Raw genomic sequence first — 23,467 nt, 5'->3', positions numbered from 1 at the left:
TCCTATGCGTAGATCTTCGTGTCCGCCCAGACCTCACATTGTGCCATGACAGTGGCCATGGCTTCCTCAGCACCCTCCGGCGGGTACTTGTACTTTCGTAACAGCCGCTTGACTGCCCGGCGCATACCTGCCCGCGCAGACTCCTTCCGTTGCCAATCAATGGTCGCATTGTTGCGCATCGCCTCGGTTAGCTCACGGGTTATCGCGACGAGCTGGTCATTGTCGTAGAAGTCTTTTACGGCCTGCGGTTTGGTTAGCGCGTCGTAAAAGGCCTTCTCCTCCTCGGTGAGACCGAGCTGCTCCGCGTCGTCACGGTCCTTCATCATCTCTTTTGCCAAGTTCACAAGCTCTTCGATCACTTGCGCATTGGTCAGCATACCGTTCAGGTAGCCGTTGAGCGCCTTCTGTAACATGTCGCTGAACTTCTGCCCCTTGACAACACTCGTCTTTTGGTAGGCCTTGATCTGCTCTTTGAGAAGGCGTCTCAAGCTTTCTACCGCGATATTCTTCTGTTTCATCTCGGCGAGTTCCTGAAGGAACGCTTCGTCAAAAAGCGAAATCTCTACACTGTCCTTTTCGAACAGGTCAATGACGCCATCCGCGTGTACCGCCTGTTCAAGAAGCGCAGTCACGCGCTTGTTGAATTCTGCGTACGTCATTCCCTTACCGCCGGAGGAGCGGCGTCCCGTTTTCCCCAGTACCTGAACACGGAGCACAGAGAGGTAGGCCGCCTCGTGCTGATCCTTATCATCAACCAAGCTCTTACACAAGGAAAGCGCCTGATTCATAAGTTGACACTGCTTGATGAAATCCTCCCTGTCCTCCTCACGAGACGGGTCAAGAAGCCAGTCAGTTCCTTCGATGATGGCAGATGCCAACTGTGCCGTGTTCCTAGTAAAGATTGTCTTCTGGTAGTTGAAGCCATACATAAGATCACGGCATACGTCCAGCTTCTCTAGGAACTTCGGATAGGCCGTAGAAGCAATATCCAAGTCGCCGTAGTTGTGCCGATCCCGGCTCGTATAGTCCTTCATAGCCTGCTTGAGTTTGCTCGCGATGCCCACGTAGTCGACAACCAGGCCGCCCTCTTTTCCCTTGCAGACGCGGTTCACGCGCGCAATAGCCTGCATCAGGTTGTGGCCCTCCATAGGTTTGAAAACGTACATGGTCGCGAGGCTCGGCACGTCGAAGCCCGTAAGCCACATGTCCACGACGATGGCTATCTTCAAGGAATCGTCATCATTCTTGAACTTGCGCTCCATCTCCGCTTTGTGCGCCTTTCCGCCGCAGACATCAAACCATTCCTCGGGGTCCTGGTTGTTGATCGTCATGACGACGCCCAGCTTGTCCTTCCACCCAGGACGCAACTCCATCATGCGGTAATAGATCTTCATCGCCACGGGCCTGCTGTAGGCCACGATGAGTGCCTTACCCGCAAGGATGTCTTCCCGGTTGTTTTCGTAATGCTCGATGATGTCAGTGCAAAGTGCGTCGATCGTCTCTGGAGCTCCAAAGATCGCGTCCAAGCCTCCAGTGTCGCGTTGGGCCTTCTTGACGCTGGTCTCGTTGGCTTCTTCAGCGAACTCGGTGTATGCAGCATCTAGCTGGGCGAGCTTATCTCTGTCAAGCTTGAGCGACACAACGCGACTCTCGTAATACACAGGCCGGGTGGCGTTATCCTCAACGGATTGGGTCATGTCATAGACGTCGATATAGTCCCCGAAGATCTCGCGAGTGTTCTTGTCTTCGGTTGAGATAGGGGTACCCGTGAAGCCTATGAATGACGCATTCGGCAAAGCCTTTCGCACGACGCGTGCCGCTCCGACTGAAACATTACCTTCAGCATCCATACGCTCGGTGAGGCCATACTGCCCACGGTGTGCCTCATCAACCATCACCACCACATTACTGCGGTCGCACAGCGGTTCATCACCGTCCGTAAATTTTTGCATGGTAGTGAAGATGATGCCGTTCGATTCACGCCCAACAAGAAGTGACTTGAGATGCTCCCGGCTTTCCGCCTGTACCGCTTCCTGGCGAAGGAACGCGGAGCAGCGGCTGAACTGGCCGAATAGTTGGTTGTCTAGGTCATTTCGGTCAGTGATTACCACTACGGTCGGGCTTTCAAGCCGCTCTTGAAGCAAATGCGCAAGGAATACCATTGAAAGCGACTTACCGGAGCCCTGAGTATGCCAAAACACACCAATCTTGCCATTGCCGTCCACAGCTTCTACAGCGCGCGCAACCGCCTTCTTCACGGCAAAGTACTGGTGATAACCCGTGAGAATCTTTGTGGTCTTGGATGAGTCGTCATTGAAGCATACGAAGTTCTTGATGATATCCAGAAGCCGGTCCTTTGGCATCATGCCGTCAATCATCGTTTCCCAACTCGCAGACCTGGTGTTTGAGTAGTCCCCGTCAACGGACTTCCACGAGAGGTAGCGATCCTCGTCTGCGGTTATCGTGCCTACCCGCGTTTCACTCATGTCGCTCATCACGCAGAACACATTCGGCACGAACAGACTGGGAATCTGTTTCATGTACTGTCGGAGCTGTAGATAGGCGTGCGAAGCGTCGGTTTCTTCTCGCGAAGGCGACTTCAGCTCGAAGAGCACGAGAGGCATACCGTTCACGAAGATGATCACATCTGGTCGCTTCTCCGAATACTCCACGAATGTCCACTGGTTCACGGCGATGAAACTGTTGTTGCCCGGGTCGTCAAAATCGAGAAGATGCACGATGTCATCGCGTTCCTCCTTACCGTCGAAGAAACGCACCTCAACACCGTTTTGCAGATAGTCCATGAAGAGTTCGTTGCGCTGGGCCAGCGATCCTCCCCCAATGTCATGGAGCTTAAGAATCGCTTCGTCAACTGCCTGTATGGGGAGCAACGGGTTGATGCGAGCCAAGGCAGTATGCAGCTCACCCTCAATAAAGACGTCGTCGTACTTCTCGCTGGTACGAGCAACGTCCGGGCCATAGCGATGCTCATAATGATGCTTGCTCTGTAGTCGCTCGATCAGAGCATTCTCGTAGAAGGACTCATCTATCCTTATGCCCCACACATAGTCGATTCTGGCAGCCAAAGCTATGCCCTCCGCTCTTTCCCAGGTTTCTCAGCCAAGCACACGGACATCAATGTCGAAACGATCCTGCAGTGCTCCGGTCCCCCTTCCGGAGATTTCACTCGGGTTAAGGCAAGTATGCAAAGTCATGGCACTCACTCCACCTTTGGTCGGGTCTTCCCCGAGCTCTCGCACCTCCCGTTTTTCAGGTACATCCGAGTTGCTCGTTGGATAACCTTCCACATGCTTCATGGCTGCAATGCAGTATATTACGCTTCACGCGTACGATGTAGAACGCAGCTCCGGAAGACGCCGATCCTGACCCGACAACGCCTCGACGTTGTTGAGGCAAGCAGCCAACGTACTCGTCTGAGCACACCTCTACAGCACTCCACAGTATCTGGCCACCTACCCGCGGAGATCCTCCTCCAGCAGGAACTTGTACGCGGGAACGACGTCGATCCTCACCCCGTTCTCTTCGATCGTCCGTTCGTCGTCATGCGTGACGATCACGAAACGATCCACTCCATCGAAACTCTTCGCCAGCTTCACAAGGTTGTGAACCTCCCGCTCATACGAGTCGCCATTCAGAGCGTAGGCAACCTGGATGGCAACGCGGTTATCCGGCAGGAAGTCGGCGTCGACCCCTGTAGCCGCAGACTTGAGAAAACAGAACCCACCAGGACGCAGGCGATGCAAATGCGTCGCCACAACATCTCCAGCAGCGCCCCGTCACTTTGTAGCAGGAAGAGATTCAACAGCCCATTATCGGCGAAGTAATACTTCGGGTTGCTCTCCCGCCCGGCAGACTTCGCGAACTGGTTGGCGACGGAGAATACGAGGAAGGCATCCGCGATGAGAGAGACGTAATCAATCACGGTGTCCTTGCTGATAGAAGCACCCACGGATTTCAGCACATGGTGCAGTTTCGTGTAGGAAATATCGCTACAGACCGACTCCGCAATCTTCTTCACCAGCAGTCTCAGTGCGTTCGGATTGCGTATCTGGTTGCGAGCCACGATATCACCCAAAAGGATCTTCTGGTAGACACTCGAAACATACTCCCGCTTGCCCTCATACGCGACACTTTCCGGGAAGCCACAAGCCTTCTGGCGAACTTCTCCCATCCGTCAACGTTTTGATTCTCGTCGAAGAAGAAGTATCCATGGCCGCCACACATCTCACTTTGCACTGCCACGATCTCATCGAAATCGACAGCCTTGAATTCCGCGAGACGCTCATCCTCGAAGTTGATGTAGGTGATCTCATCCCAACTAGCTCCCTCTTCGAAGAGGCGATACACAATCGAATACAACATCGCGGACTTGCCGGCACGCCGCATACCCGTCAGAACATAGTTGGCGTTCTCCTCCATGACGTAGTCACGGGGAACGATCCGTGCACGGGCGATCACCTCATGCGGATCGTAGATAACCCTCTTGAGCAACTCATGATTCATCCTCGACACTCCTCCTGTTGAACATATTCGACATCGGGGCTCTAAATCCGTCGAATACAGTCGACGACGCGGGAAGTCGCAGACACTCCAGCCTCTAAAACCCCACCGACATGGCCTCTATTTTCCCGGCCACATTCCCTCTAAAATCCCGCTATAAAATCCTCTATTTTCCCGACAGAATATCCTCTGACATACCGATCGGAGAGGTCTCATTGCAGCACGAATCACCGATACCAGCCGGCTATCGCGCAGAGTCATCCATACCGCACTTGCGCGAATACTCGATCTGTTCGGAGCCGTAGAAGTTGCGGGCACCATGTGGTGTGGGAAAACGTGGACATCACTCTCATTCGCCGAGAGCGTCACTCGGACTGGATTATCCGGACCACAGGCAGCGGCAAAGCCAGATCCTGCAACGGCACTCATCGGGACGCGCCCTCATGTGATTGATGAATGGCAAGACGTCCCCGCAATCTGGGACGAGGTCCGATCAACGGTTGACAGTCCGCGAACTCCGCCCGGCTCGTTTATTCTCACGGGCTCGGCAGAACCAAACAAGGCCAAGGTACACCACAGTGGCGCGGGGAGAATCGCCAAACTGCGCATGAGCACCATGTCACTCCAGGAAACGGGCACATCATCCGGTCTCGTCTCCCTGGCAGGCTTGTTCGAGGGAAAGTTTGAACCACAGCTCGTTCAGCAGCACCTCGATCCACTTGCTGAATCCATCTGCAAAGGCGGCTGGCCCGCACTCATCGACCGAGAGTCATTCGAACCCGAGTATCTTGACTCCTACTTTGCCGCCCTTTTCGACGTGAGTATCCCCCGCAAGGGACTGCCAGGTACAGAGTCCCGCAATGTCGCCCTCTCCCTCGCACGCAATCTGGGCGCAGCGGCGAAACTCTCGACCATCGCTGCTGACGCACGAATCACCGCATCCAGCACCAGAGCCACAATCGAACGAACAGCCGCACATATCCAAGCTCTCGAGTCTCTCTATCTCATCGAGCCGATTACCGGATGGGATGCGCCGATCAGGTCCAAGAGTCGTCTTCGCACCAAGCCCAAACGCTACTTTGCGGATCCATCCCTAGCAGCCAGTCTTCTGCAGATTACCCCACAGCGGCTGCTCGACAACGGCCAGCTATTCGGCCTGCTTTTCGAATCGCTTGCGATCCATGACCTTGGCATCTACGCAAGGGCGCTCCCCGGTGCATCCGCCGAACCACTTCACTACTACCGTGATTCAGACGGACTCGAAGTCGATGCGGTGATCGGACTGCGCGACGGCAGGTGGGCACCGATCGCGATCAAACTCGGCGAGAACAAGGTCCCCGAAGCACTGGCAAGCCTCAGCCGTCTGCGTAGAAAGGTGGCCGCTAACCCGGCTGCGCGAAACTCGCGTCCCGCATTCTCTGCCGTCGTCGTCGGTGCGGGAGAATACGCCCGTTACGACGCGCAGGCCGACGCCTACATCCTGCCGCTTACAGCACTCGGCGCCTAAGAACTCACGTCTTATGCTGTTCCAGCAGCACCGCACACCACCACAGGCCCCGCAGCGGCTCGTTATCAGGTAGTTAAGGGTAGCACTTCCGTCTCTTTTACGACTTTGCCGCCCTTAAACCACACTTTTTGAAAGCGACAGATCCATGACACGGCGACTATTCGATCAGGCTAGAAGTTAGGAACTCTTCGGCGATGCTTACCAGCGCCTCGCATCAGAATTACGCTGGAACAGACCCGCACCCACTCAAACCCCTACTCCCACTCGATCGTGCCCGGTGGTTTGCTGGTGCAGTCCAGCACCACCCGGTTGATCTCCGGCACGCTGTTCGTGATCCGGTTGGAGATCCGCGCGACGACGTCGTAGGGCACACGTGCCCAATCCGCCGTCATTGCGTCCTCACTGGAGACCGGACGCAGCACAATCGGATGCCCGTAAGTGCGCTGGTCACCCTGCACGCCAACCGACTGAACATCGGCCAGCAACACCACCGGGCACTGCCAGATCTCTTCATCCAATCCAGCCGCCGTCAGCTCTTCCCGCACGATTAGGTCGGCCGCCCGCAATATCTCCAACCGCTCCCGCGTCACCTCGCCAATAATACGAATACCGAGCCCCGGCCCCGGGAAAGGCTGCCGGGCCACGATCTTCTCCGGCACCCCGAGCTCGCGACCGATGGCCCGAACCTCGTCCTTGAACAGCGTCCGCAACGGCTCGACCAACTCGAAGGTCATATCCTCCGGCAAGCCACCCACATTGTGATGGCTCTTGATATTGGCAGCACCTTCGCCCCCACCGGATTCCACCACATCCGGGTAGAGCGTGCCCTGCACCAGGAAACGCACACCCGGCACACCCGCGCCGCGCTGCGGATCCTTACCACCCGGCCCGCCAACGCCACCTTGCGGATCCTTGCCGCCCGTCGCGGCCACGCTGCCCTGCATATCCTTACCGTCGGGCCTGCTAGCACTGCCTTCCGTATCTTCATCGCCCGGCCCGCCCGCGCCGCCCTGCGGACCCTTGCCGCTCTCCGCGCCCGAGCCGATCTGCCCTGCTTCTATCTGTTCCACCAGCATGCGCTGCGCGGCCTCGAAGGACCGAATGAACTCCCGCCCGATAATCTTGCGTTTCTCCTCCGGCTCGGTCACCCCCAGCAGCGCGTCCAAGAATCGCTCCGACTCGTCGACCGTGATAACCCGGATGCCCATGTCGGCGGCATAGTCCTGTTCCACCTGCTCACGCTCGCCCGCACGCAGCAGGCCATGATCAATGAAGAAACAGGTCAGCTGATCTCCAACCGCTCGATGCACCAGCGCCGCGGCCACCGAGGAATCCACGCCTCCCGACAGCGCGCAAATCACCTGTGCGCCACCCACCTGGGCGCGGATCGCCGCCACCTGCTCATCAACAATCGAGCCCGGCGTCCACGTCGCCTTCAACCCGGCGCCCTCATACAGGAAATTCTCCAATGCACGCTGCCCAAACTCGGAATGCTGAACCTCCGGGTGCCACTGCAAACCGAACAGTTGCCTGGCCTTGTCTTCAAATGCGGCCACCGACGTTTGCGACGTCGTCGCCGTCACCGTAAAGCCCTCCGGAGCGTCATGTACGGCGTCGCCGTGGCTCATCCACACCGTCTGTTGCGGCGGGGTTCCCGCGAACAGAATAGAATCCGGGTCGGTCATGGCTTCCGTATGCCCGTACTCGCGCGTGCCGGTTCGCCCCACGCTCCCACCCAGCGCCTGGGCCATCACCTGGAAGCCATAGCAGATTCCCAGTATCGGAATACCGGCATCAAAGACCTGCGGATCCAGGCTCGGCGCCCCCTCGGCATATACGGAAGACGGCCCGCCGGACAGGATGATAGCCGCGGGGTTTTTCGCAAGCATCTCCTGCGCGCTCATGGAATGAGGGACGATCTCGGAGTACACATGTGCCTCGCGTACCCGGCGAGCAATGAGTTGCGAGTACTGCGCTCCAAAGTCGACGACGAGGACCGGATGAATCGCCGCTCCGCTGGCCTGGCCACGTTCAGGGACGGCATGGGGGCGCGAAGTCGCGGCAGTAACGAGATCATCAGTGCCCACGGGCAGAGAATCGGTGCTCACAGGGCGAGTATAAGTGCCACTCGCGCCGCGATCACAAGCTGCCCGCAAGATGGTTGCAACTAACGGCCACGTTCACGAGCCGTTGGCACAACTCACCGAGAAGCGCTGAGACGGCGTTCGCAAGATACCGACGCCCTAATCACCAGATCTTGAACAACGCCATGCTCCTGCAAGGTTATAGGCGCCATCCTCCCGCCGGGTTATGGACGCGATCTGGCTTTCGTCTCCGTCTTTTCGGCGTGCTGCATGCCCCGCCGGATTATGGACGCGATCTGGCTTTCGTCTCCGTCTTTTCGGCGTGCTGCATGCCCCACCGGATTATAGGTGCCATGCCCACCGGATGATGGACGCGATTGCCGTCACCTATCCGGCCCACCTGCACTGGCGTGATCGCCACACACCAGCATCCAAGTCAGCCACGCCACCCGGCCTCACCCGCACTGATGTGCCGCGCGAGCATCGGTTCGGCAGGTTCCAGCGCCACCCGGCTCCACCCACACCTATGTACCCCATGCGAAGGTTCAGAGGGCGGGAAGTCGGACGGGAGGTGTCAAAATCCCGTCCAAACAACGGAAAACTTGATTGAGTCAATGGAAGAACTGGCGGAATCATGCGGATTTTGGCGCCGTTCCGAATCAGGCGCTCTTCGTTTGGACGGGATTTGGACACCGGCCGCCCCGGATACCCGTAGCCAAACGCCACCCACACCCCACGAGACGCTCAATCGCCACACCACTCTACACCCCGCCGAGCTACGATGCCGCTGCCACCTCGCACTTACTCTCGCATCTCTCCGCTCGAACAAATGGGTGGCCGGGCTAGGTTCCCCATAGCCCGGCCACCCGGTTCACACGAATCGAGTGCTGCCAAACCCCTTCCACCTCACGGCTCGCGAGTACGCTCCCGGTAGATAGGCGGGCGTTCCGGTTCCTTTCCACCGCACGGCTCGCATGCCTCGTCTTCTTCCCGGCATATACCTAGTGTTCGACCCCGGATACGCCTAGCGCTCAACCTGGTACGTACCTAGTGCTCGACCCGGTGGAAGAGACAAACAGTCACGTTGTAACGCCGCAGTTACCCCTTGCAGACCTTCCCATTCTCTGGCATGACGCCACGCAACAGATAACCATCAACTGCTGAAGTCACACACTCGCCTGCGCGACCATATGCCGTATGCCCGTTGCCTTCCCAGGTCAACAGGGTGGCGGATTCCATCTGTTTCGTAAGGCTTTCTGCCCACTCGTACGGAGTAGCCGGATCACCGGTTGTTCCAACCACCAGGATCGGAGGAGCTCCCTTCGCATGAATCTCGGTGCGCTTATCGGTCCCATGATGTCCCCAAGCCTGGCAGTAGAGGTCCGTATAGGCCTGACCGAAAACCGGCGCGGCTTCCTCAAGCTCATCAGCCTGTCTATCCCATTCGGCCTGATCTCCCTCAATCGGATAGTCCAAACAATCGATAGCGCTCGTGACCTCACTCCCTTCAACTCCTCCTGCCTCTTCGAAGATTCTCAGAAGCTCATAGGCGGCGGTTCCGTCGCCCTGAAACGCCGCAGCGAGTGCCTGAGTAAGCGTAGGCCACACGGCATCCTCATAGAATGCATTGGTGAGCAGTCTTGTGGCATCTTCTCGGGTCAGCATCACGCCATCTCTGCCGTCAACGGGCAGCGGCTTGTTCTCCAATTGGTCCAGGAAGTCGCGAATCTGTTGAGCGCCTTGAGCCGCAGATCCCTCGAATGGGCAGTCCCTCCCTTTTTGACACTCAGACACAAAAGTCTCTAAAGCCTTCTCAAAGGCCACACTTTGTTCCCTCGCGAGCTCCGCTGAAGACAATGCCGGGTCAACCGCACCATCAAGGACCAGACGCCCCACATTGCCCGGGAAGTGCTCCGCGTAGGTTGCTCCCAGCGAGGTACCGTAGGAGAAACCAATGTAGTACAGGCGCGGATCTCCGGCCAAAGCCCGCAGCATATCGAGATCCTTGGCCACAGACACGGTATCTATGTGATCCAGTAGCTCCACGGGCTTGGTGTGCGCTTCACACATAGCCGCAGTTTCTTCGGCGACCTTCTTATTCACATCGGCTTCAGAAAGCTCCTCAGCATCTGCTACCTCTTCCATCATCTCGGACTCGCCATCGGCCTCGCATTGCACGCTCGTCGATTGCCCCACACCTCGTGGATCGAAGCCGACGATGTCAAATGCAGAGACTAAGTCTGCGGAGAAAGTATCCCGTACGTCGTCGACGTATTCGACTCCGCTACCGCCAGGCCCACCCGGATTCAGGAAAAGAGTTCCGATCGGCTTACCCGACGACGCGGGGAGCTTCTTGAGCGCAATATCAATCTTGGCGCCATCCGGATTGTCATAATCCAACGGAGCCTTCGCCGTCGCACACTCGTACTCTTTATCACACTCCTCCCACTTAAGGTCTTGGTTATAAAACGCCTCCAGCCCCTTCGGAATCTCAGGCGGTTCCGATGCCTCTACCGGCGTCGCCCCCGTCGGGGCCGACGCCGCCGACTGCTCGGCACCTCTATTGCTTGCCCCGCATGCAACGAGGCCACCCGCTAACGAGATCGCTACCGCGAGCGTTCCGAACCTGGAAAGTACACGTACTGGTTTTGCCATGAGAGTATCGTATACCTAGTAACCTTAAGCTTAGCTGGATGCCGTGCTCCGCTTGTGCGACGATCACCTTCTACCCGATCAAATGCCCCACAGTCATCTCACTTTCCCTACCTTATGCGGTTACGCCATCCACAGCCGAAGGGTACACGCCAGGCAAGACACGGCGCGTCAGACAAACGAAACGCACCATCCAACACTTTTCGCGCCGCCAGCCGTGTTGTACTCGACGAAGTGGGGCACTATGCCATCAAAAGATAGCGGAGACCAATTATTCACACATGTGAACAGCACGCGGATTGCACCCTCAACAAATGGCGGCGTTGTCTCGTCCACTCGCGGCCGTAGTCGCGCTTGACTAGCCTTACCTTGCCGGAGGTCACCGGAACCGAGCCCACGAGTCGCCGTCAACAGCGAAACGAACGGCCGGGCCAGGTTCCCCCAGCCCGGCCACCCAGATCACACATATCGACCGAGAATAGTATCGCAGTAACTCGCAACTCAACACATCAAGTCAGCGAGCCTAAACGATTGGCAGGTCAGCCAGTACAGACCTTCCCATCCTCCGGCATGACGCCCCGCAGCAGATAGCCATCAACCGCAGATGTCACACACTCACCGGCGCGACCATATGCCGTATGCCCGTTACCCTCCCAGGTAAGCAGGCTCCCCGATTCCAACTGCTTGGCCAGGGCCTCCGACCAGTGGTGTGGAGTCGCGGGATCGCCGGTTGTTCCAACCACCAGAATCGGTGCAGCTCCCTTCGCTTTAATCTCGGCGCGTTTCTCGGTTCCGTGGTGTCCCCAAGTCTGGCAGTACAGATCTATGTACCCATCACCGAAGACAGGAGCCTTCTGCTTGAGTTCTGCAGCCTGCTGATCCCACTGGGCACGATCACCCTCTACCGGATAATCCATGCAGTCAATCGCATTCTGGACTGCGTCTCCCTTACCGCCACCCTGATCCGCCAATAGCTCTGCTAGCTCGCGCATACTGGTTCCGTCGCCTTCCTTCGCCTTGGCGAAAGCATCAAAGACATTCGGCCATAGCTGGTCCTCATAGAAGGCATTCAGCAGCACGCTCTTCGCCTCGGCACCGGTTACTGGCGCGTTATCCTTGCCGTCAACGGGAATCGGGTTGTTGTCCAGTTCATCCAACAGACCCCGCAACTCCTGCACGCCTTGCTTTGTGTCTCCCGCAAACGGGCACGCCTTTTGCTGCTGGCAAGTGTTTACAAAGGTTTCCAAGGCCTTCTCAAAACCAACAGCCTGTTCTTCTGAGCGTTTAGCCAAGGAGATAGACGGATCTACTCCACCGTCAAGAACCAAACGCCCCACATTGCCCGGGAAGTGCTCCGCGTAGGTTGCTCCCAGCAAGGTACCGTAGGAGAAGCCCATGTAATACAAGCGTGGATCCCCGGCCAACGCCCGCAACATATCGAGATCCTTGGCCACAGACACGGTATCTACATGATCCAACAGTTCGGCAGGCTTCGTATGTTCTTCACACCGAGCGGCGAGATCCGCCGCCCCTCTTTCCGTCTCCTCGGCGGAAGACATATTGCTTCCCGCGGCATCTGCCGTTCCCGCCTTTGCATCTGAGCCATCGGATTCGCCATCGGCTTGACACTTGATGCCGGTCGAATCACCCACACCTCGTGGATCGAACCCGACGACATCAAAAGCCGATAGCAGATCGGGTGAGAATGTCAGTTTTGCGGCGGCGACGAATTCGACTCCGCTACCGCCAGGCCCACCCGGATTGAGGAATAGGGTTCCGATCGGCTTACCCGACGACGCAGGAAGCTTCTTGAGCGCAATATCAATCTCCTTGCCGTCCGGATTGTCATAGTCCAACGGTGCCTTTGCCGTGGCACACTGATACTCCTTATCGCATTCCTCCCACTTGAGATCTTGGTTGTAAAAGGCCTCCAACCCTGCGGGCGTCTCCGGCATCTGAGTTGCTTCTACCGGCGTCGCTTCCGCTCGCGCCGACGCCGTCGTTGATTGATCGGCGCCCTTATTACTTGTGCCGCATGCGACGAGGCCACCTGCAAGGGCCATCGCTACCGCAACGGTTCCGAACCTGGAAAGTTTTCTTACTGGTTTTGCCATAGGAGAAGCATATACTCAACAACCTTAACGTAGGCTGGGAGGGGTAGCACCCGTACACAGTCGATTGCGCCACCGCCACGGCATGCCACGCTAGATACCAACCACGGCCCGTCGCGAAATACTGACGTCGGCCGACTCAACATCCGGTACTTCATCCCAGCAACACGCCAGGTTGCAACCGATGTGAAAGATCGAGTCGGTTGTTATCCAGTACTTCATCCCAACAGAACGCCAGGTTGCGGCAGTAGTGTTCCAGCCGCCTTGCCAGGTCGCGGCACCGGTGTTCCAACTACGTCACCCGGAGGCCACGCCGACGCTCCGAATACCTCTGCGGGTTGGTGAGTCGGCGCTCCGTCCACCTCGCCAACTGATAGAATCTCTCCACCCCATCCATTCCCTTCAAACCGTCGTTACTTCCCGAAGTTCGAGCGGATGGCTGACTCAGGGTTTAGCATGGCGGCAGCACCCTTCTGCACACCGTAGGCTCAGCCGAACATAGTCGGCACACCGCCCGAGAACCTCCCGCACGCACCTGCCGCGTGGCCACACGAAAGGAGATAGGCCGTGCTCGACCCGATCCGCTATAGGGCGATCACCTACACCTCCCCTATCGGCGACCTCTTGCTCGCCAGCAACAACGGGTGCATTTGCAAGCTCCTGCCATGCCACCAGCACGACGCCACCAAAGCCGACATGTTCTTTACACCCCCGCCCCTCAGCCCAACGGTCAGGAAGGAAGACTCCGGTCCCGCCACACAGTTGGCTTCTCCCGGTAGCAACCCACTACCTTCCACCGACGAAACTGTTCGCACACCGCCCGTACTCCATGATGCGGTGGCATGGTTGGACGAATACTTTGCCGGCCGTGACCCCGGCCCGTGCCCTCCTCTTCGCGCCGAAGGTACCGCCTTCCAAAAGGAGGTATGGACTCACCTCACGGCCATTCCCTACGGTCAACTAACCACCTACGGGCAGATAGCGCGACGTATTGCGGCGGATCGTGCTGCATCCGGGCACCCCGATACCCGAGTCTCCGCGCGAGCAGTCGGCGCCGCCGTCGGCCGCAATCCGGTCTCCATCATCGTGCCGTGTCACCGTGTGGTCGCGGCGGACGGTCGCCTCACCGGATATTCGGGCGGCGTAGAGCGGAAGGCATACCTCCTCGCACTTGAGGGAGTGAGAATCACCGACGGCGTCCCAAGCGCCGCATCCAGAGCATTTTCCTCTTCTTAGAACTCCAAGGCCGTTGCAGCACAACACCAAGCCGTTACAGCACAGCTCGTCGCCCGCACTTGCCGTGTGCCGCTGCCGTGTGTCAGGCGGCCCGAGCACACCACCACAGCCGCCGACCTGACGCACCGTAGCTGCCGCCTCGCAACGTGCGGCCCCAAGCCCGGGGCGTTTGCGCACGGTAGCGCCCGACTCGCCGCTGCCATGTGCCGCGCCGCCTCGCGCCTTCGCGTCCGCTTAACGTATTAGCACGCGTAAACCGCCCCACACAGGGCGGCCCTAGAGCACCGACCTCATTCCTCCACTAAGCTGATTTCAACGGTGACGTCGCCAGTGCCCAGAATCTCTTTCAGTTCCTCTTGTGTGACATCATCGATCTTCGCCAAGCGAACGGCATTAGCCCAGTTATACCTGTAGTAGATACCGAGTTCACCAATCCTGTCGCAGATGATGTCACCAGGCCCAGGGTTGATTGGCTTCCAGTCGTCTGTCGGTAGCTCCTGCTCCAATTTCGCACCCTTGTACTTCTCAATCTGATCTTTCAACTCGAGCGTGAGGGGACCATCGGCGAGGATGTCGCGCAATGCGTCTACGGCGCTGTTCTCCTGTAACGTAGCAGTCATTTCATGCCCGTTGGCCACGATCTTGATCTGCGTGGCGACCGGCTCGTCCTCGCCGGTGTCATCCGGCGTCGTATCCGAATCAGACGGTCCAACAGTAGGCGAATCCAAACCGCCGCCCGGATGTAGACCATCAGTGCGCACGCTCGTGCACCCCGCCATCCCGGCCGTCAGCATCAACATTCCTACAAGGGCCGCGAAGGCTCGCTTCCAACGTGTGAACACCATAGTGGTAGCCTACTGTCCCTTCCCTTGCCTCACAATGTTTTTCCACTCCGGGTTGGCATGGTCTATTCAGGCTGAGATTCTCGGCTAGGCTGGCGTGGCCGCATTCAGGCTGGGATTCTTGACCAGGCTGGCAAAACCACACCCAGACTGCTAATCCTCCGGCAAGCTGTAAGCCCGGCATCGGGTCGGGAAGCGGTAGTCAGGTCAGAAGAGCGATTCCACCGAACGCCGCTTTTAGGCGCGTTTTAGGCGCGTCAGCCTTCTGCGCAGATCATCTCCTCCTCGCACGCTCGGACCACATAGCGACCGGCGGAGTTCCTCGTTGCAGCACGCCGCCTCCTCCTCGCAGGCGCTAACCACATCGCGTGAGGATTACCCCCTGCCCCGCCAGGAGATCACCTGAGCAGTGTTACCCCTGCGCCAGACTCAACTCCACGGTCACTGCGCCCGTACCGAGGATCCTTTGCAGCTCCTGCGTAGATACGTCGTCGATCGTGCCTAAACGGGTGAGGCTCCACGAATTGGTGCCGTAATAGATGACGAAGTTGCTGCCTTGGTACAAGATGAGGTCTCCCGGCTCCGTGCTGATCTGTGTGTCGTTGCGCGGAAGGGTGACTCCCAGATCACCAACTTTCTCAAAGCCAGAATAGTCTTCCATCTCCACGGTGATCGGACCGTCGGCTAGCAGCTCCGCCAGCGCCTGGGCCGAACTATTATCCGCCAGCGTCGCGCTCAGCTCTTCCCCGTTCACCACGATTTTGATCTGCCTCATATCGGCTACTCCTTCATGAGTTTCGTCCGGGCCTCCATCGGTCGACGTCGTTCCTGCCCCGGATTGCTCTGTACCCGAAGTAGCGGCGAGCGTACCATCTGCCGAGGCGCTCGACTCAACCGCACCACCAGACTGGCGCTCCGCGCCCGGGCGTTCATCAGAACATCCCGACAGTCCACAACTCAGCATCAACGCTCCCAATATCGCCCCAATACGCCGCCTGGCTTGTAGCCGCGTCGTCGCGTGCATCTGTGCGTGTACCGGCACCATGGCTGCTAGCCTACTACGCACACTTCCTATAGACACGCCACCTCCAGCCACCGACTTACGAGACACATCACTACTTGAAGGCAGCTTGGACAACGTCCACTTGGTCGGTTAGCGAGACATGGACGCAGCGCATACTTGCGGGCCGCTACTTCTGGGCCGTTACCTGTGGACTACACCACCGACAAAGTGCTTTTGCTCACGCACCCCGGGAAAAATGTACTAGGACGTACATCCTAGGCGCGGAATATGCGAAAATCGGACCGGCGAGAAACTCCCGCCAACTGAGGGTCCCCAACCAGAGGGACCGGAAGGATTGCATCGTGGCAAACAGCGTCTATTTCACGGCGATCGAAGGCAATTGCGGCACGCAAACCGTTCTGCGTGCATATCTCGACTCGCTCCTCCAGCAGTACAACAACGTTGGCGTATTCCGCGCCTTCGCCAATGGCCCCATCCACGACGACGCGGTGTTCCTCGAACTGCTGCAGCGGGTCGGCAAGGCCGCCGACGTCGACCGTGCGTGGGGCACAACTCGGCAAGCCTACGTCGCTGACGAAGAGGCCGCCATGAACGCCCTAGTCAAGCGGTACACAGACTACGCCGAGGGGCTGGATGCCGTCGTCGTACTCGGTGTGCTTGATGGTGATCCTTTCAATCCCGGCATGCTCGCGCGCACCGGACGCGCAGCTGCCAATCTCGGCACCTCCGTCATCATGGTGCTCACCGGAGCCGAGCGTACTGCCGTAGAAACAGCCGCCATCGCCTCGCTCTCCGCCGCCGAGATCTCCGGAGAAAACGGGCCCATCTCAGCCACCATCGTGGTCGATGCGGCCGATGGGTTCGAGCAGGAACTGCCCGCTGCCGGACTCACCGGTCCCCTGGTCCTGCTGCCGGATGGACAGCCACGCACCATTGAAGGTACGGACGAGCAGACGCTGCGCGCCGCTATGGAACAAGGCTCAGAGGTAATCACCCCTCTCAGTTTCACCGCCGCGCTCATCGCCCGCGCCCGCGCAGACCGCAAACGCATCGTTATGCCGGAATCGGAAGATGACAGGATCCTCCAGGCCGCTGCCGAACTACTCGCCCGTGGAGTCGCCGATATCACCCTGGTGGGCGAAGAAGACGCTGTTACCGCCCACGCCGCAGAGCTCGGCCTCGACCTGACGGGCGCCGAAATCGTCTCGATTAATGATCCGGAACGCATCGAGAAGTACGCCACCGAGTTCGCCCACCTGCGCGCCAAGAAGGGCGTCACCTACGAGCAGGCGGTGGAGAAGGTGAAGGATGTCTCCTACTTCGGCACCATGATGGTCCATATGGGCGATGCCGACGGCATGGTCTCTGGCGCTGCCCACACAACCGCACACACCATCGTTCCTGCCTTCCAGATCATTAAGACCAGGCCGGGAGCATCCATTGTGTCCTCCGTCTTCCTCATGCTGATGGAAGATCGCGTATACGTGTACGGCGACTGCGCGGTCAACACCAATCCCACACCGCAGGAGTTGGCGGGAATCGCCATTTCCTCCGCAGAAACTGCTCGACAGTTCGGTGTGGAGCCACGGGTTGCCATGCTCTCTTACTCCACCGGAACATCCGGCAAGGGCCCCGACGTCGACGCCGTCGCCGAGGCCACTAAGCTTGCACAAGAGGCGCGTCCGGAACTGTTGGTAGAAGGTCCAATCCAGTACGATGCCGCCGTCGATAAGACAGTCGCTGCCAAGAAGATGCCCGGGTCCCCCGTCGCCGGGCGCGCCACGGTGTTCGTCTTCCCCAGTCTGAATGCGGGCAATATCGGTTATAAGGCAGTGCAACGTTCCTCCGGAGCCGTCGCTGTCGGTCCGGTCCTGCAAGGTCTAAACAAACCGGTCAACGATCTCTCGCGCGGCGCACTGGTGGAGGACATAGTCAACACCGTCGCCATTACCGCCGTACAGGCACAACAGGACTGAATGAAGGTTGCCGACTCTTCGGCACATACGCGGTCGTGAGTCCGCGCCGTACAAACATCGGCGCCGACATCAGCCCGGCGCAAACAACGCCATCGCCGGGATCGGCCAGATACAAGTTTGAACCGCCGGAATCCCGGCACAGCACTACACGAGGAGCACAATGTCTGTTCTTGTCATCAATTCAGGGTCGTCCTCGATCAAATACCAGCTCGTCAACCCTGAAAGCGGTGAGGCCATCGCCCACGGACTCGTCGAGCGCATCGGCGAGGAGACCGGCCATATCGAGCACGTTTACCGCGATATCACCCGCGAAATCGACGGCCCGGTCCCCGATCATGGCAAGGGCTTGGAAGAGGTCTTACGCCTGTGCGACGAAGTTGGCCCCTCACTGACCGACAGTTCCATCAAAGCTGTCGGCCACCGGATCGTGCAAGGCGGCAAGTATTTCGATGGTCCGGCAATTGTCACCGACGACGTGCAGGCAACCATTGAGAAGCTGTGCCCACTCGGCCCATTGCACAATCCGGCGCATCTCAAGGGCATCATTGTCGCCCGGCGCCTCCTGCCCGACGTGCCCCACGTGGCCGTATTCGATACGGCGTTCTTCCAGGGGCTGCCGGGAGAGGCCGCCACCTACGCCATTGACCGCGCACTGGCGGAGAAATACGAGATTCGCCGCTACGGCGCCCACGGCACATCACACCAGTTCGTTTCCAGCGAGGTCTCGAAACTTCTTGGCCGCGACGATCTCAAGCAGATCGTCCTCCACCTGGGCAACGGCGCATCCGCGTCCGCCGTGGTCAATAACAAAGCCGTGGAAACCTCCATGGGCTTAACCCCGCTGGAGGGGTTGGTGATGGGCGGACGCACCGGCGATATCGATCCGGCGGTGGTCTTCCACCTGGCACGGGTGGCCGACATGTCAATCGACGAGTTGGACGACCTGTTCAACCGCCAGTCCGGCCTCAAGGGCCTGGCGGGCGATAACGACATGCGTGCAGTGCGTGAGCTCGCCGAATCCGGAGACGCCAACGCGATCGAGGCCCTGGCCGTCTATGCGCACCGGATCGTCAAGTACATTGGCTCCTACTCAGCGATTATGGGTGGTCTGGATGCGATCACCTTCACCGCAGGCGTTGGTGAGAACGACGCCGAACTGCGCCGCGAGGTCATTGAGCGCCTCAATCCCTTCGGCATCTTCCTTGATGAAGAGAAGAACAAGGTTCGCTCCAAGGAGCCGCGCATCATCTCAACACCCGAGTCAAAGGTCGCGGTGCTCGTGTTCCCGACCAATGAGGAGCTTGCCATCGCACGCCAGGCAATGACCCTGGTGTAGGAAGGCGTTTCCCGCTACTTACCCGACGACGAGGAAGAGTACCTCCACTGGGAACCCCGTGGGCGAACGCGGACCATCGTGGAAGGGACGCTCATCCCCGCGGGCGATCCCCGTGGACGATCAGTAGTCCTTGTGGGTGATCTCCAGAGAATCCGAGCAGGCGTCCTCACACGGGGTCCCTTCCTCAGGTCTGCGGGTCGCCTTGTCGCTAGCCTTGACGACTTCCAGTGCTTCTGGCCCCCCACCGGGCCGCGTGTCGCCTTGTCGCCGGGGATGGGCGTCGCCTTCCACCGGGGCCGCCCACGGGTAGGCTCCTAGGCTCTCCTGGTTTTCGCCAGTTTTCCACGAATAACCCGGAGAAACTACCGAAAACCCGGAATGTCGACCAAGCTAGACCCGGCATCGCTCACCCAGGCGGCCGATACCAACAGGGCCCAGCACCTTATCCCTGTGAGCCCCGCCGCGACCAGAGCACGCTGGCCAACCCGCTATCCCCTACTGCACAACAACGAGGGCGGGGGCTCCATTCGGAGCCCCCGCCCTCGCGTTACCCGTAGTCATGGAGAGGGAGACGAAACCATTCCCACGGGTGGTCGGTGGTCAACCGATAGCTAGACGCAACCTAACACAGCCGGACGGCCACCTGCGCGTCAGCCCTCGCGGAACACGACGCCCATCGAACTGGCCGGGTAGTGCCACTTCAGCGCACCGGGTGCTGCAACAGCCAAACAGGTGCCGCATTCCAGGCAAGCCGCATACTCAACCGAAATGGTCCCGTCGGGCTCTTCGGAATACACATGAGCCGGGCACACACGCACCAGCACCTTGCCGGTGCCCGTCGCCTTGGCGATCTCCTGGTTCACCTCGATATGCGGATTGCCCTCGTCCACCTCGTAGACGTTCCTGGCCAGCCGCTCGGGAACACTTCCTTCAAAGAAATCAGCCATGTCACATCGCCCTTACTGCTTGCATGCCGATCTTGGCAAGTCTGCGAATCTTTAGACCCGACTGCTTCAGCGCGTCCTTGGCCAGCGGCACCAGGTGCCGCCGCGGAGTCAAATCCAAGTTGTACACGCCAAAGAGTACCTCGGCAACCAACTCGCCGACCTGACCATACATCTCCTCGTTCTCCAGGAAGTCCGGAGCCTTGGCGTAGGTCGCCATGTCTTTGCCCACATAGGTCGAGTTATACTCGTCGATGTACCGTTCCAGGTACTCCTGCGAATAGTCGCCCGCCTCGATCGCGTCGTTGATAACCTTGGCCGCCGCACGTGCAGAGCCGGCGGCCAGATCCATGCCACGCACCGTGAATCCGGTGTTCAGCGTGAACCCGGCGGCATCACCGATCACCACAAGGCCCGACCGCACCAGGTCATGCTGCATGCGCTGCCCGCCCTCGGCCACCAGATGGCAGCCGTACTCCAGCAGTTCGCCGCCTTCGATGAAGGGAGCGATCGCCGGATGGGAGAGGAAATGATCGTGCAGGTCCGAGGAAGACTTCCCCTTCGCCGCCAGATCGTCCAAGCGTACAACGACTCCGATAGAAACCGAGTCCTTGTTGGTGTACATGAAGCCACCGCCGCCGACACCTTCGGTACAGTCGCCGACGATGGCGTATGCCGCGCCTTCATCGCCGGTCAGGTTGAAGCGGTCACGTATCTTCTCCTCGCCCAACTGGATCACGGATTTCACACCAACGGCCAGATTATTCGTCGGCTCCTTGGCGCGAATGCCAGCGTAGCGAGAAATGAACGAGTTCACGCCATCGGCCGCAACAACCACGCGAGCGCGCAGTTCGTCGTCGCCGGCGCGCACACCCACGAAACGACCGTCCTCGTTGATCAGCTCGTCGACCTTAATGCCGGGCATAACCGCGACACCGGCCTCCTCACACTTCTCGGCAAGCCACGCGTCGAACTTGGCCCGCAACACGGTGACGGCATTAACTGGCTCAGCCAGGCGTGAATCCCAGTAGTCCACGTTTACAAAGGATCCAGGATTCATGAAACTCAGACAGTTGCGTGTGATGCGCCGCTCCACCGGCGCCTCCTCGACGAAGTTCGGGAAGATCTCCTCCATCACCCGGCAGTAGAACACACCGCCGGATAGATTCTTGGAACCAGGCTCTACTCCCCGTTCGATGAGCAGGACCTCGCGGCCTTCCTGCGCGAGCAGGTAGGCGCATACCATTCCCGCGATACCGCCGCCGACGACGATAACGTCGAAGTCGTAGCTCTCTTCCTCCGCCATCATCGCCTACTTGGCCGCTGCCGTGAGTGCGGGCAGCAGCGTGTACAGGTCACCAACAATTCCATAGTCAGACAACGCGAAGATCGGAGCATTCGCATCATTGTTAATGGCGACGACGGTCTTCGAATCAGCCATACCCGCAGTGTGCTGGATCTGCCCAGAGATACCGACAGCAATGTACAGATCCGGAGAAACCTGCTGACCGGAAATGCCGATGTAGCGATCACGCGCCATCCAGCCATTGCCCTCGGAGAGTGGACGGGAGCAGGCGACTTCTCCACCCACGGCCGCCGCAAGATCTTCGGCAAGTTTGAGGTCCTCCTGCGCCTTGAAGCCGCGCCCCACGGCCACGATCACCTTAGCTGCACCGAGATTGGCCTGCGTAACATCCGCCGCCTCGGTCGCTGTGACTGTCGCGTTGAACATCTCCTCGGAAGCCGCAACTTCCGCTGCTGGAGCAGCGTCTTCCCCTTCGGCTCCGCCGTCGGCAATCACCACAATTGGACTGGAGAAGGAAACACTCTCTGCGGTAATCCCGCCGTAACGGTTCACTTCTGCAGCCCCGTCGGCGAGGCTCTTCACCCCGGTGATAACCGGCGCACCCAATGCCGCTGCCACGGCACCGGCAAGCACACGCTCCGCCGACTTATTCGCCGCAAAGATAACGTCACCGGGTGCCGCTGCCACCGCTGCGACCACGGCCGGAGCGGCGGCCTCTGCCGGCAGATCATCGGTCACCGACACCGAGAACAGCCTGTCAACACCGCTGAGCGGCACATTGCCAACCGTTACACCCGTGACTTCTCCGCCCAGGGCGCGTCCGAGCTCAACGAGAGCAGAAACCTGCGGGTCAACCGCAATAATCCACGCATTTGCCATTTCGTCTACTTTCCTTTCTTACTCTCAGAGCGCACCGGCGGAACGGAGAGCTGCAACCAGTTGGGCAGCCGCGTCGTCACCCGAGAAGAGTTCATTCTTGCGTGCCTTCGCAGCCGGCTTGGAACGCCCGGTTACGGTGAGTGACACGTCGGCCGGGGCCACATCGGCGACGGCGACCGTTTCCACCGGCTTCTTGCCGGCGGCGAGGATGTCCTTCATAGAGGGAACCTTGGGCGTGACGGCGTCGGCCGAGACAGCTACCACGACGGGACCGGACACGCTAACCGTCCGTGTGCCACCGGCGACGGCCTGAGTCACGGTGTACCCGTCACCCGTCTTCTCTACCTCGGTTACCTCCTGGAAGCACGGCCACCCGAGGAAACCGGCAAGCAGGGCGGACATCATCTTGGCACCCTCATCAATCGAGGAATCGCCGGTGAGAACGATATCTACACCGTCCACCTTCTTGACCAAGCCTGCCAGCGCGGATGCCACCTTGGTGGAGTTCCATTCGACAGTCTCGTCATCGGCCACCACGACTCCGCGGTCCAGCCCCTTCGACATGGCATTCTTCTTGGCCATAGAGCTGGCAACCTGCGCGCCGCCGACGCTGACACCAACAAGCTCCGCCCCTTCTGCGTCGGCCAGGTTACGGCCGATTTGAATGGCAACGGGGTCGTATTCACTCACGGACGCCTTGGCGCGTGACCAGTCAACAACGCCATCCGCACCAACGGATGCGTCCTGGGGATTAGCCGCGTACTTGTACGCAACGACTACGGTCATTGGAGCCTCTTTCTGTATCGTATAGTGCAAGGTCAACACCTTGCGGGCCAGATCGGAACTTGCCCGACCTCTATTCACTTGTTCGTGCACCAGCCTACGGTGGCTGGCGGCAGCCGCGTCCGTTGCAGGACGGGCCCGGGATTGATGCCCGCGGACACCACAATGTTCCGGATGGTTAATATCCTACACAAGTCAGGGCCGCAGGGCTACGGATCACGCAGGAAAAGCCGCGATCACATCATTCACACGGCAGGAAAGTAGAC

At 59.1% G+C, this 23,467-nt stretch carries 17 protein-coding genes; 4 read left to right on the top strand and 13 right to left on the bottom strand.

The window, feature by feature from the left end; translation table 11 throughout:
• Window positions 1-2 precede the first annotated feature (2 nt).
• From EKN07_RS00350 to EKN07_RS00340, 4 genes are all read right to left on the bottom strand, one after another.
• Entirely contained in the window at window positions 3-3,065 is a 3,063-nt protein-coding gene (locus EKN07_RS00350; RefSeq protein WP_206435635.1) for a type I restriction endonuclease subunit R, read from the bottom strand.
• Window positions 3,066-3,473: 408 nt separating this feature from the next.
• Window positions 3,474-3,617 carry a hypothetical protein gene (locus EKN07_RS12435; RefSeq protein WP_164546559.1) on the bottom strand — a complete coding sequence of 48 codons (144 nt, stop codon included), beginning with the start codon at window positions 3,615-3,617 and terminating at the stop codon, window positions 3,474-3,476.
• A 35-nt stretch (window positions 3,618-3,652) separates the two neighbouring features.
• A complete protein-coding gene (locus EKN07_RS00345) occupies window positions 3,653-4,039 on the bottom strand; it encodes an ATP-binding protein (RefSeq protein WP_108715315.1) in 387 nt (128 codons plus the stop codon).
• Between the two features lie 8 nt (window positions 4,040-4,047).
• A complete protein-coding gene (locus EKN07_RS00340; RefSeq protein WP_126145381.1) occupies window positions 4,048-4,524 on the bottom strand; it encodes an AAA family ATPase in 477 nt (158 codons plus the stop codon).
• A 316-nt stretch (window positions 4,525-4,840) separates the two neighbouring features.
• Between EKN07_RS00340 and EKN07_RS00335 the strand changes: the two genes are divergently transcribed.
• A complete protein-coding gene (locus EKN07_RS00335) occupies window positions 4,841-6,028 on the top strand; it encodes a DUF4143 domain-containing protein (RefSeq protein ID WP_126145380.1) in 1,188 nt (395 codons plus the stop codon).
• 254 nt (window positions 6,029-6,282) lie between these two features.
• Here EKN07_RS00335 and guaA read toward each other — a convergent pair whose 3' ends face one another.
• The 3 genes from guaA to EKN07_RS00315 form a co-directional block, all read right to left on the bottom strand.
• A complete protein-coding gene (gene guaA / locus EKN07_RS12910; RefSeq protein WP_241228100.1) occupies window positions 6,283-8,034 on the bottom strand; it encodes a glutamine-hydrolyzing GMP synthase in 1,752 nt (583 codons plus the stop codon).
• 1,176 nt (window positions 8,035-9,210) lie between these two features.
• Window positions 9,211-10,767: an alpha/beta hydrolase gene (locus tag EKN07_RS00320; protein ID WP_126145379.1), complete on the bottom strand. Its 1,557-nt coding sequence runs from the start codon at window positions 10,765-10,767 to the stop codon at window positions 9,211-9,213.
• A 536-nt stretch (window positions 10,768-11,303) separates the two neighbouring features.
• Window positions 11,304-12,878: an alpha/beta hydrolase gene (locus tag EKN07_RS00315; protein ID WP_240611414.1), complete on the bottom strand. Its 1,575-nt coding sequence runs from the start codon at window positions 12,876-12,878 to the stop codon at window positions 11,304-11,306.
• 564 nt (window positions 12,879-13,442) lie between these two features.
• On the opposite strand from EKN07_RS00315, the gene EKN07_RS00310 reads away from it, so the two are divergent.
• Window positions 13,443-14,111 (top strand): methylated-DNA--[protein]-cysteine S-methyltransferase, encoded by a 669-nt coding sequence (locus EKN07_RS00310; RefSeq protein ID WP_241228088.1) that lies wholly within the window; start codon window positions 13,443-13,445, stop codon window positions 14,109-14,111.
• A gap of 290 nt (window positions 14,112-14,401) precedes the next feature.
• On the opposite strand, the gene EKN07_RS00305 is transcribed toward EKN07_RS00310, so the two are convergent.
• Complete coding sequence (locus tag EKN07_RS00305; RefSeq protein WP_125482430.1) at window positions 14,402-14,956, bottom strand: cyclophilin-like fold protein; 555 nt, start codon at window positions 14,954-14,956, stop codon at window positions 14,402-14,404.
• Between the two features lie 409 nt (window positions 14,957-15,365).
• Entirely contained in the window at window positions 15,366-16,034 is a 669-nt protein-coding gene (locus tag EKN07_RS12755; protein ID WP_205647314.1) for a cyclophilin-like fold protein, read from the bottom strand.
• Between the two features lie 284 nt (window positions 16,035-16,318).
• On the opposite strand from EKN07_RS12755, the gene pta reads away from it, so the two are divergent.
• Both pta and EKN07_RS00290 read left to right on the top strand, forming a co-directional pair.
• Window positions 16,319-17,953 carry a phosphate acetyltransferase gene (gene pta / locus EKN07_RS00295; protein WP_108715310.1) on the top strand — a complete coding sequence of 545 codons (1,635 nt, stop codon included), beginning with the start codon at window positions 16,319-16,321 and terminating at the stop codon, window positions 17,951-17,953.
• Window positions 17,954-18,113: 160 nt separating this feature from the next.
• Window positions 18,114-19,289 (top strand): acetate kinase, encoded by a 1,176-nt coding sequence (locus EKN07_RS00290; protein WP_108715309.1) that lies wholly within the window; start codon window positions 18,114-18,116, stop codon window positions 19,287-19,289.
• A gap of 650 nt (window positions 19,290-19,939) precedes the next feature.
• Here EKN07_RS00290 and EKN07_RS00285 read toward each other — a convergent pair.
• From EKN07_RS00285 to EKN07_RS00270, 4 genes are read right to left on the bottom strand one after another with little or no spacing between them, the layout of a single operon-like run.
• Window positions 19,940-20,236 (bottom strand): ferredoxin, encoded by a 297-nt coding sequence (locus EKN07_RS00285; protein ID WP_108715308.1) that lies wholly within the window; start codon window positions 20,234-20,236, stop codon window positions 19,940-19,942.
• Window position 20,237: 1 nt separating this feature from the next.
• Window positions 20,238-21,539 (bottom strand): FAD-dependent oxidoreductase, encoded by a 1,302-nt coding sequence (locus EKN07_RS00280; protein ID WP_108715307.1) that lies wholly within the window; start codon window positions 21,537-21,539, stop codon window positions 20,238-20,240.
• 6 nt (window positions 21,540-21,545) lie between these two features.
• Complete coding sequence (locus EKN07_RS00275) at window positions 21,546-22,418, bottom strand: electron transfer flavoprotein subunit alpha/FixB family protein (protein WP_108715306.1); 873 nt, start codon at window positions 22,416-22,418, stop codon at window positions 21,546-21,548.
• Window positions 22,419-22,442: 24 nt separating this feature from the next.
• The gene (locus EKN07_RS00270; protein WP_126145378.1) at window positions 22,443-23,204 is read right to left on the bottom strand and encodes an electron transfer flavoprotein beta subunit/FixA family protein; all 762 of its coding nucleotides are present in this window, start codon (window positions 23,202-23,204) and stop codon (window positions 22,443-22,445) included.
• Between the last annotated feature and the right edge of the window lie 263 nt (window positions 23,205-23,467).

The sequence above is a fragment of the Actinobaculum sp. 352 genome (assembly GCF_003957265.1).
GTDB lineage: Bacteria > Actinomycetota > Actinomycetes > Actinomycetales > Actinomycetaceae > Asp313.
The sequence above is the reverse complement of the archived record's forward strand: the minus strand, read 5'-3'. Positions and strand labels throughout refer to the sequence as shown.

Coding starts and splice junctions, on each gene's coding strand:
- EKN07_RS00280 (WP_108715307.1), bottom strand. CDS start 21,539: ATGGCGGAGGAAGAGAGCTACGACTTCGACGTTATCGTCGTCGGCGGC.
- EKN07_RS00275 (WP_108715306.1), bottom strand. CDS start 22,418: ATGGCAAATGCGTGGATTATTGCGGTTGACCCGCAGGTTTCTGCTCTC.
- EKN07_RS00340 (WP_126145381.1), bottom strand. CDS start 4,524: ATGAATCATGAGTTGCTCAAGAGGGTTATCTACGATCCGCATGAGGTG.
- EKN07_RS00315 (WP_240611414.1), bottom strand. CDS start 12,878: ATGGCAAAACCAGTAAGAAAACTTTCCAGGTTCGGAACCGTTGCGGTA.
- EKN07_RS00270 (WP_126145378.1), bottom strand. CDS start 23,204: ATGACCGTAGTCGTTGCGTACAAGTACGCGGCTAATCCCCAGGACGCA.
- EKN07_RS00290 (WP_108715309.1), top strand. CDS start 18,114: ATGTCTGTTCTTGTCATCAATTCAGGGTCGTCCTCGATCAAATACCAG.
- EKN07_RS00320 (WP_126145379.1), bottom strand. CDS start 10,767: ATGGCAAAACCAGTACGTGTACTTTCCAGGTTCGGAACGCTCGCGGTA.
- EKN07_RS00335 (WP_126145380.1), top strand. CDS start 4,841: ATGTGGTGTGGGAAAACGTGGACATCACTCTCATTCGCCGAGAGCGTC.
- EKN07_RS00285 (WP_108715308.1), bottom strand. CDS start 20,236: ATGGCTGATTTCTTTGAAGGAAGTGTTCCCGAGCGGCTGGCCAGGAAC.
- EKN07_RS00305 (WP_125482430.1), bottom strand. CDS start 14,956: ATGGTGTTCACACGTTGGAAGCGAGCCTTCGCGGCCCTTGTAGGAATG.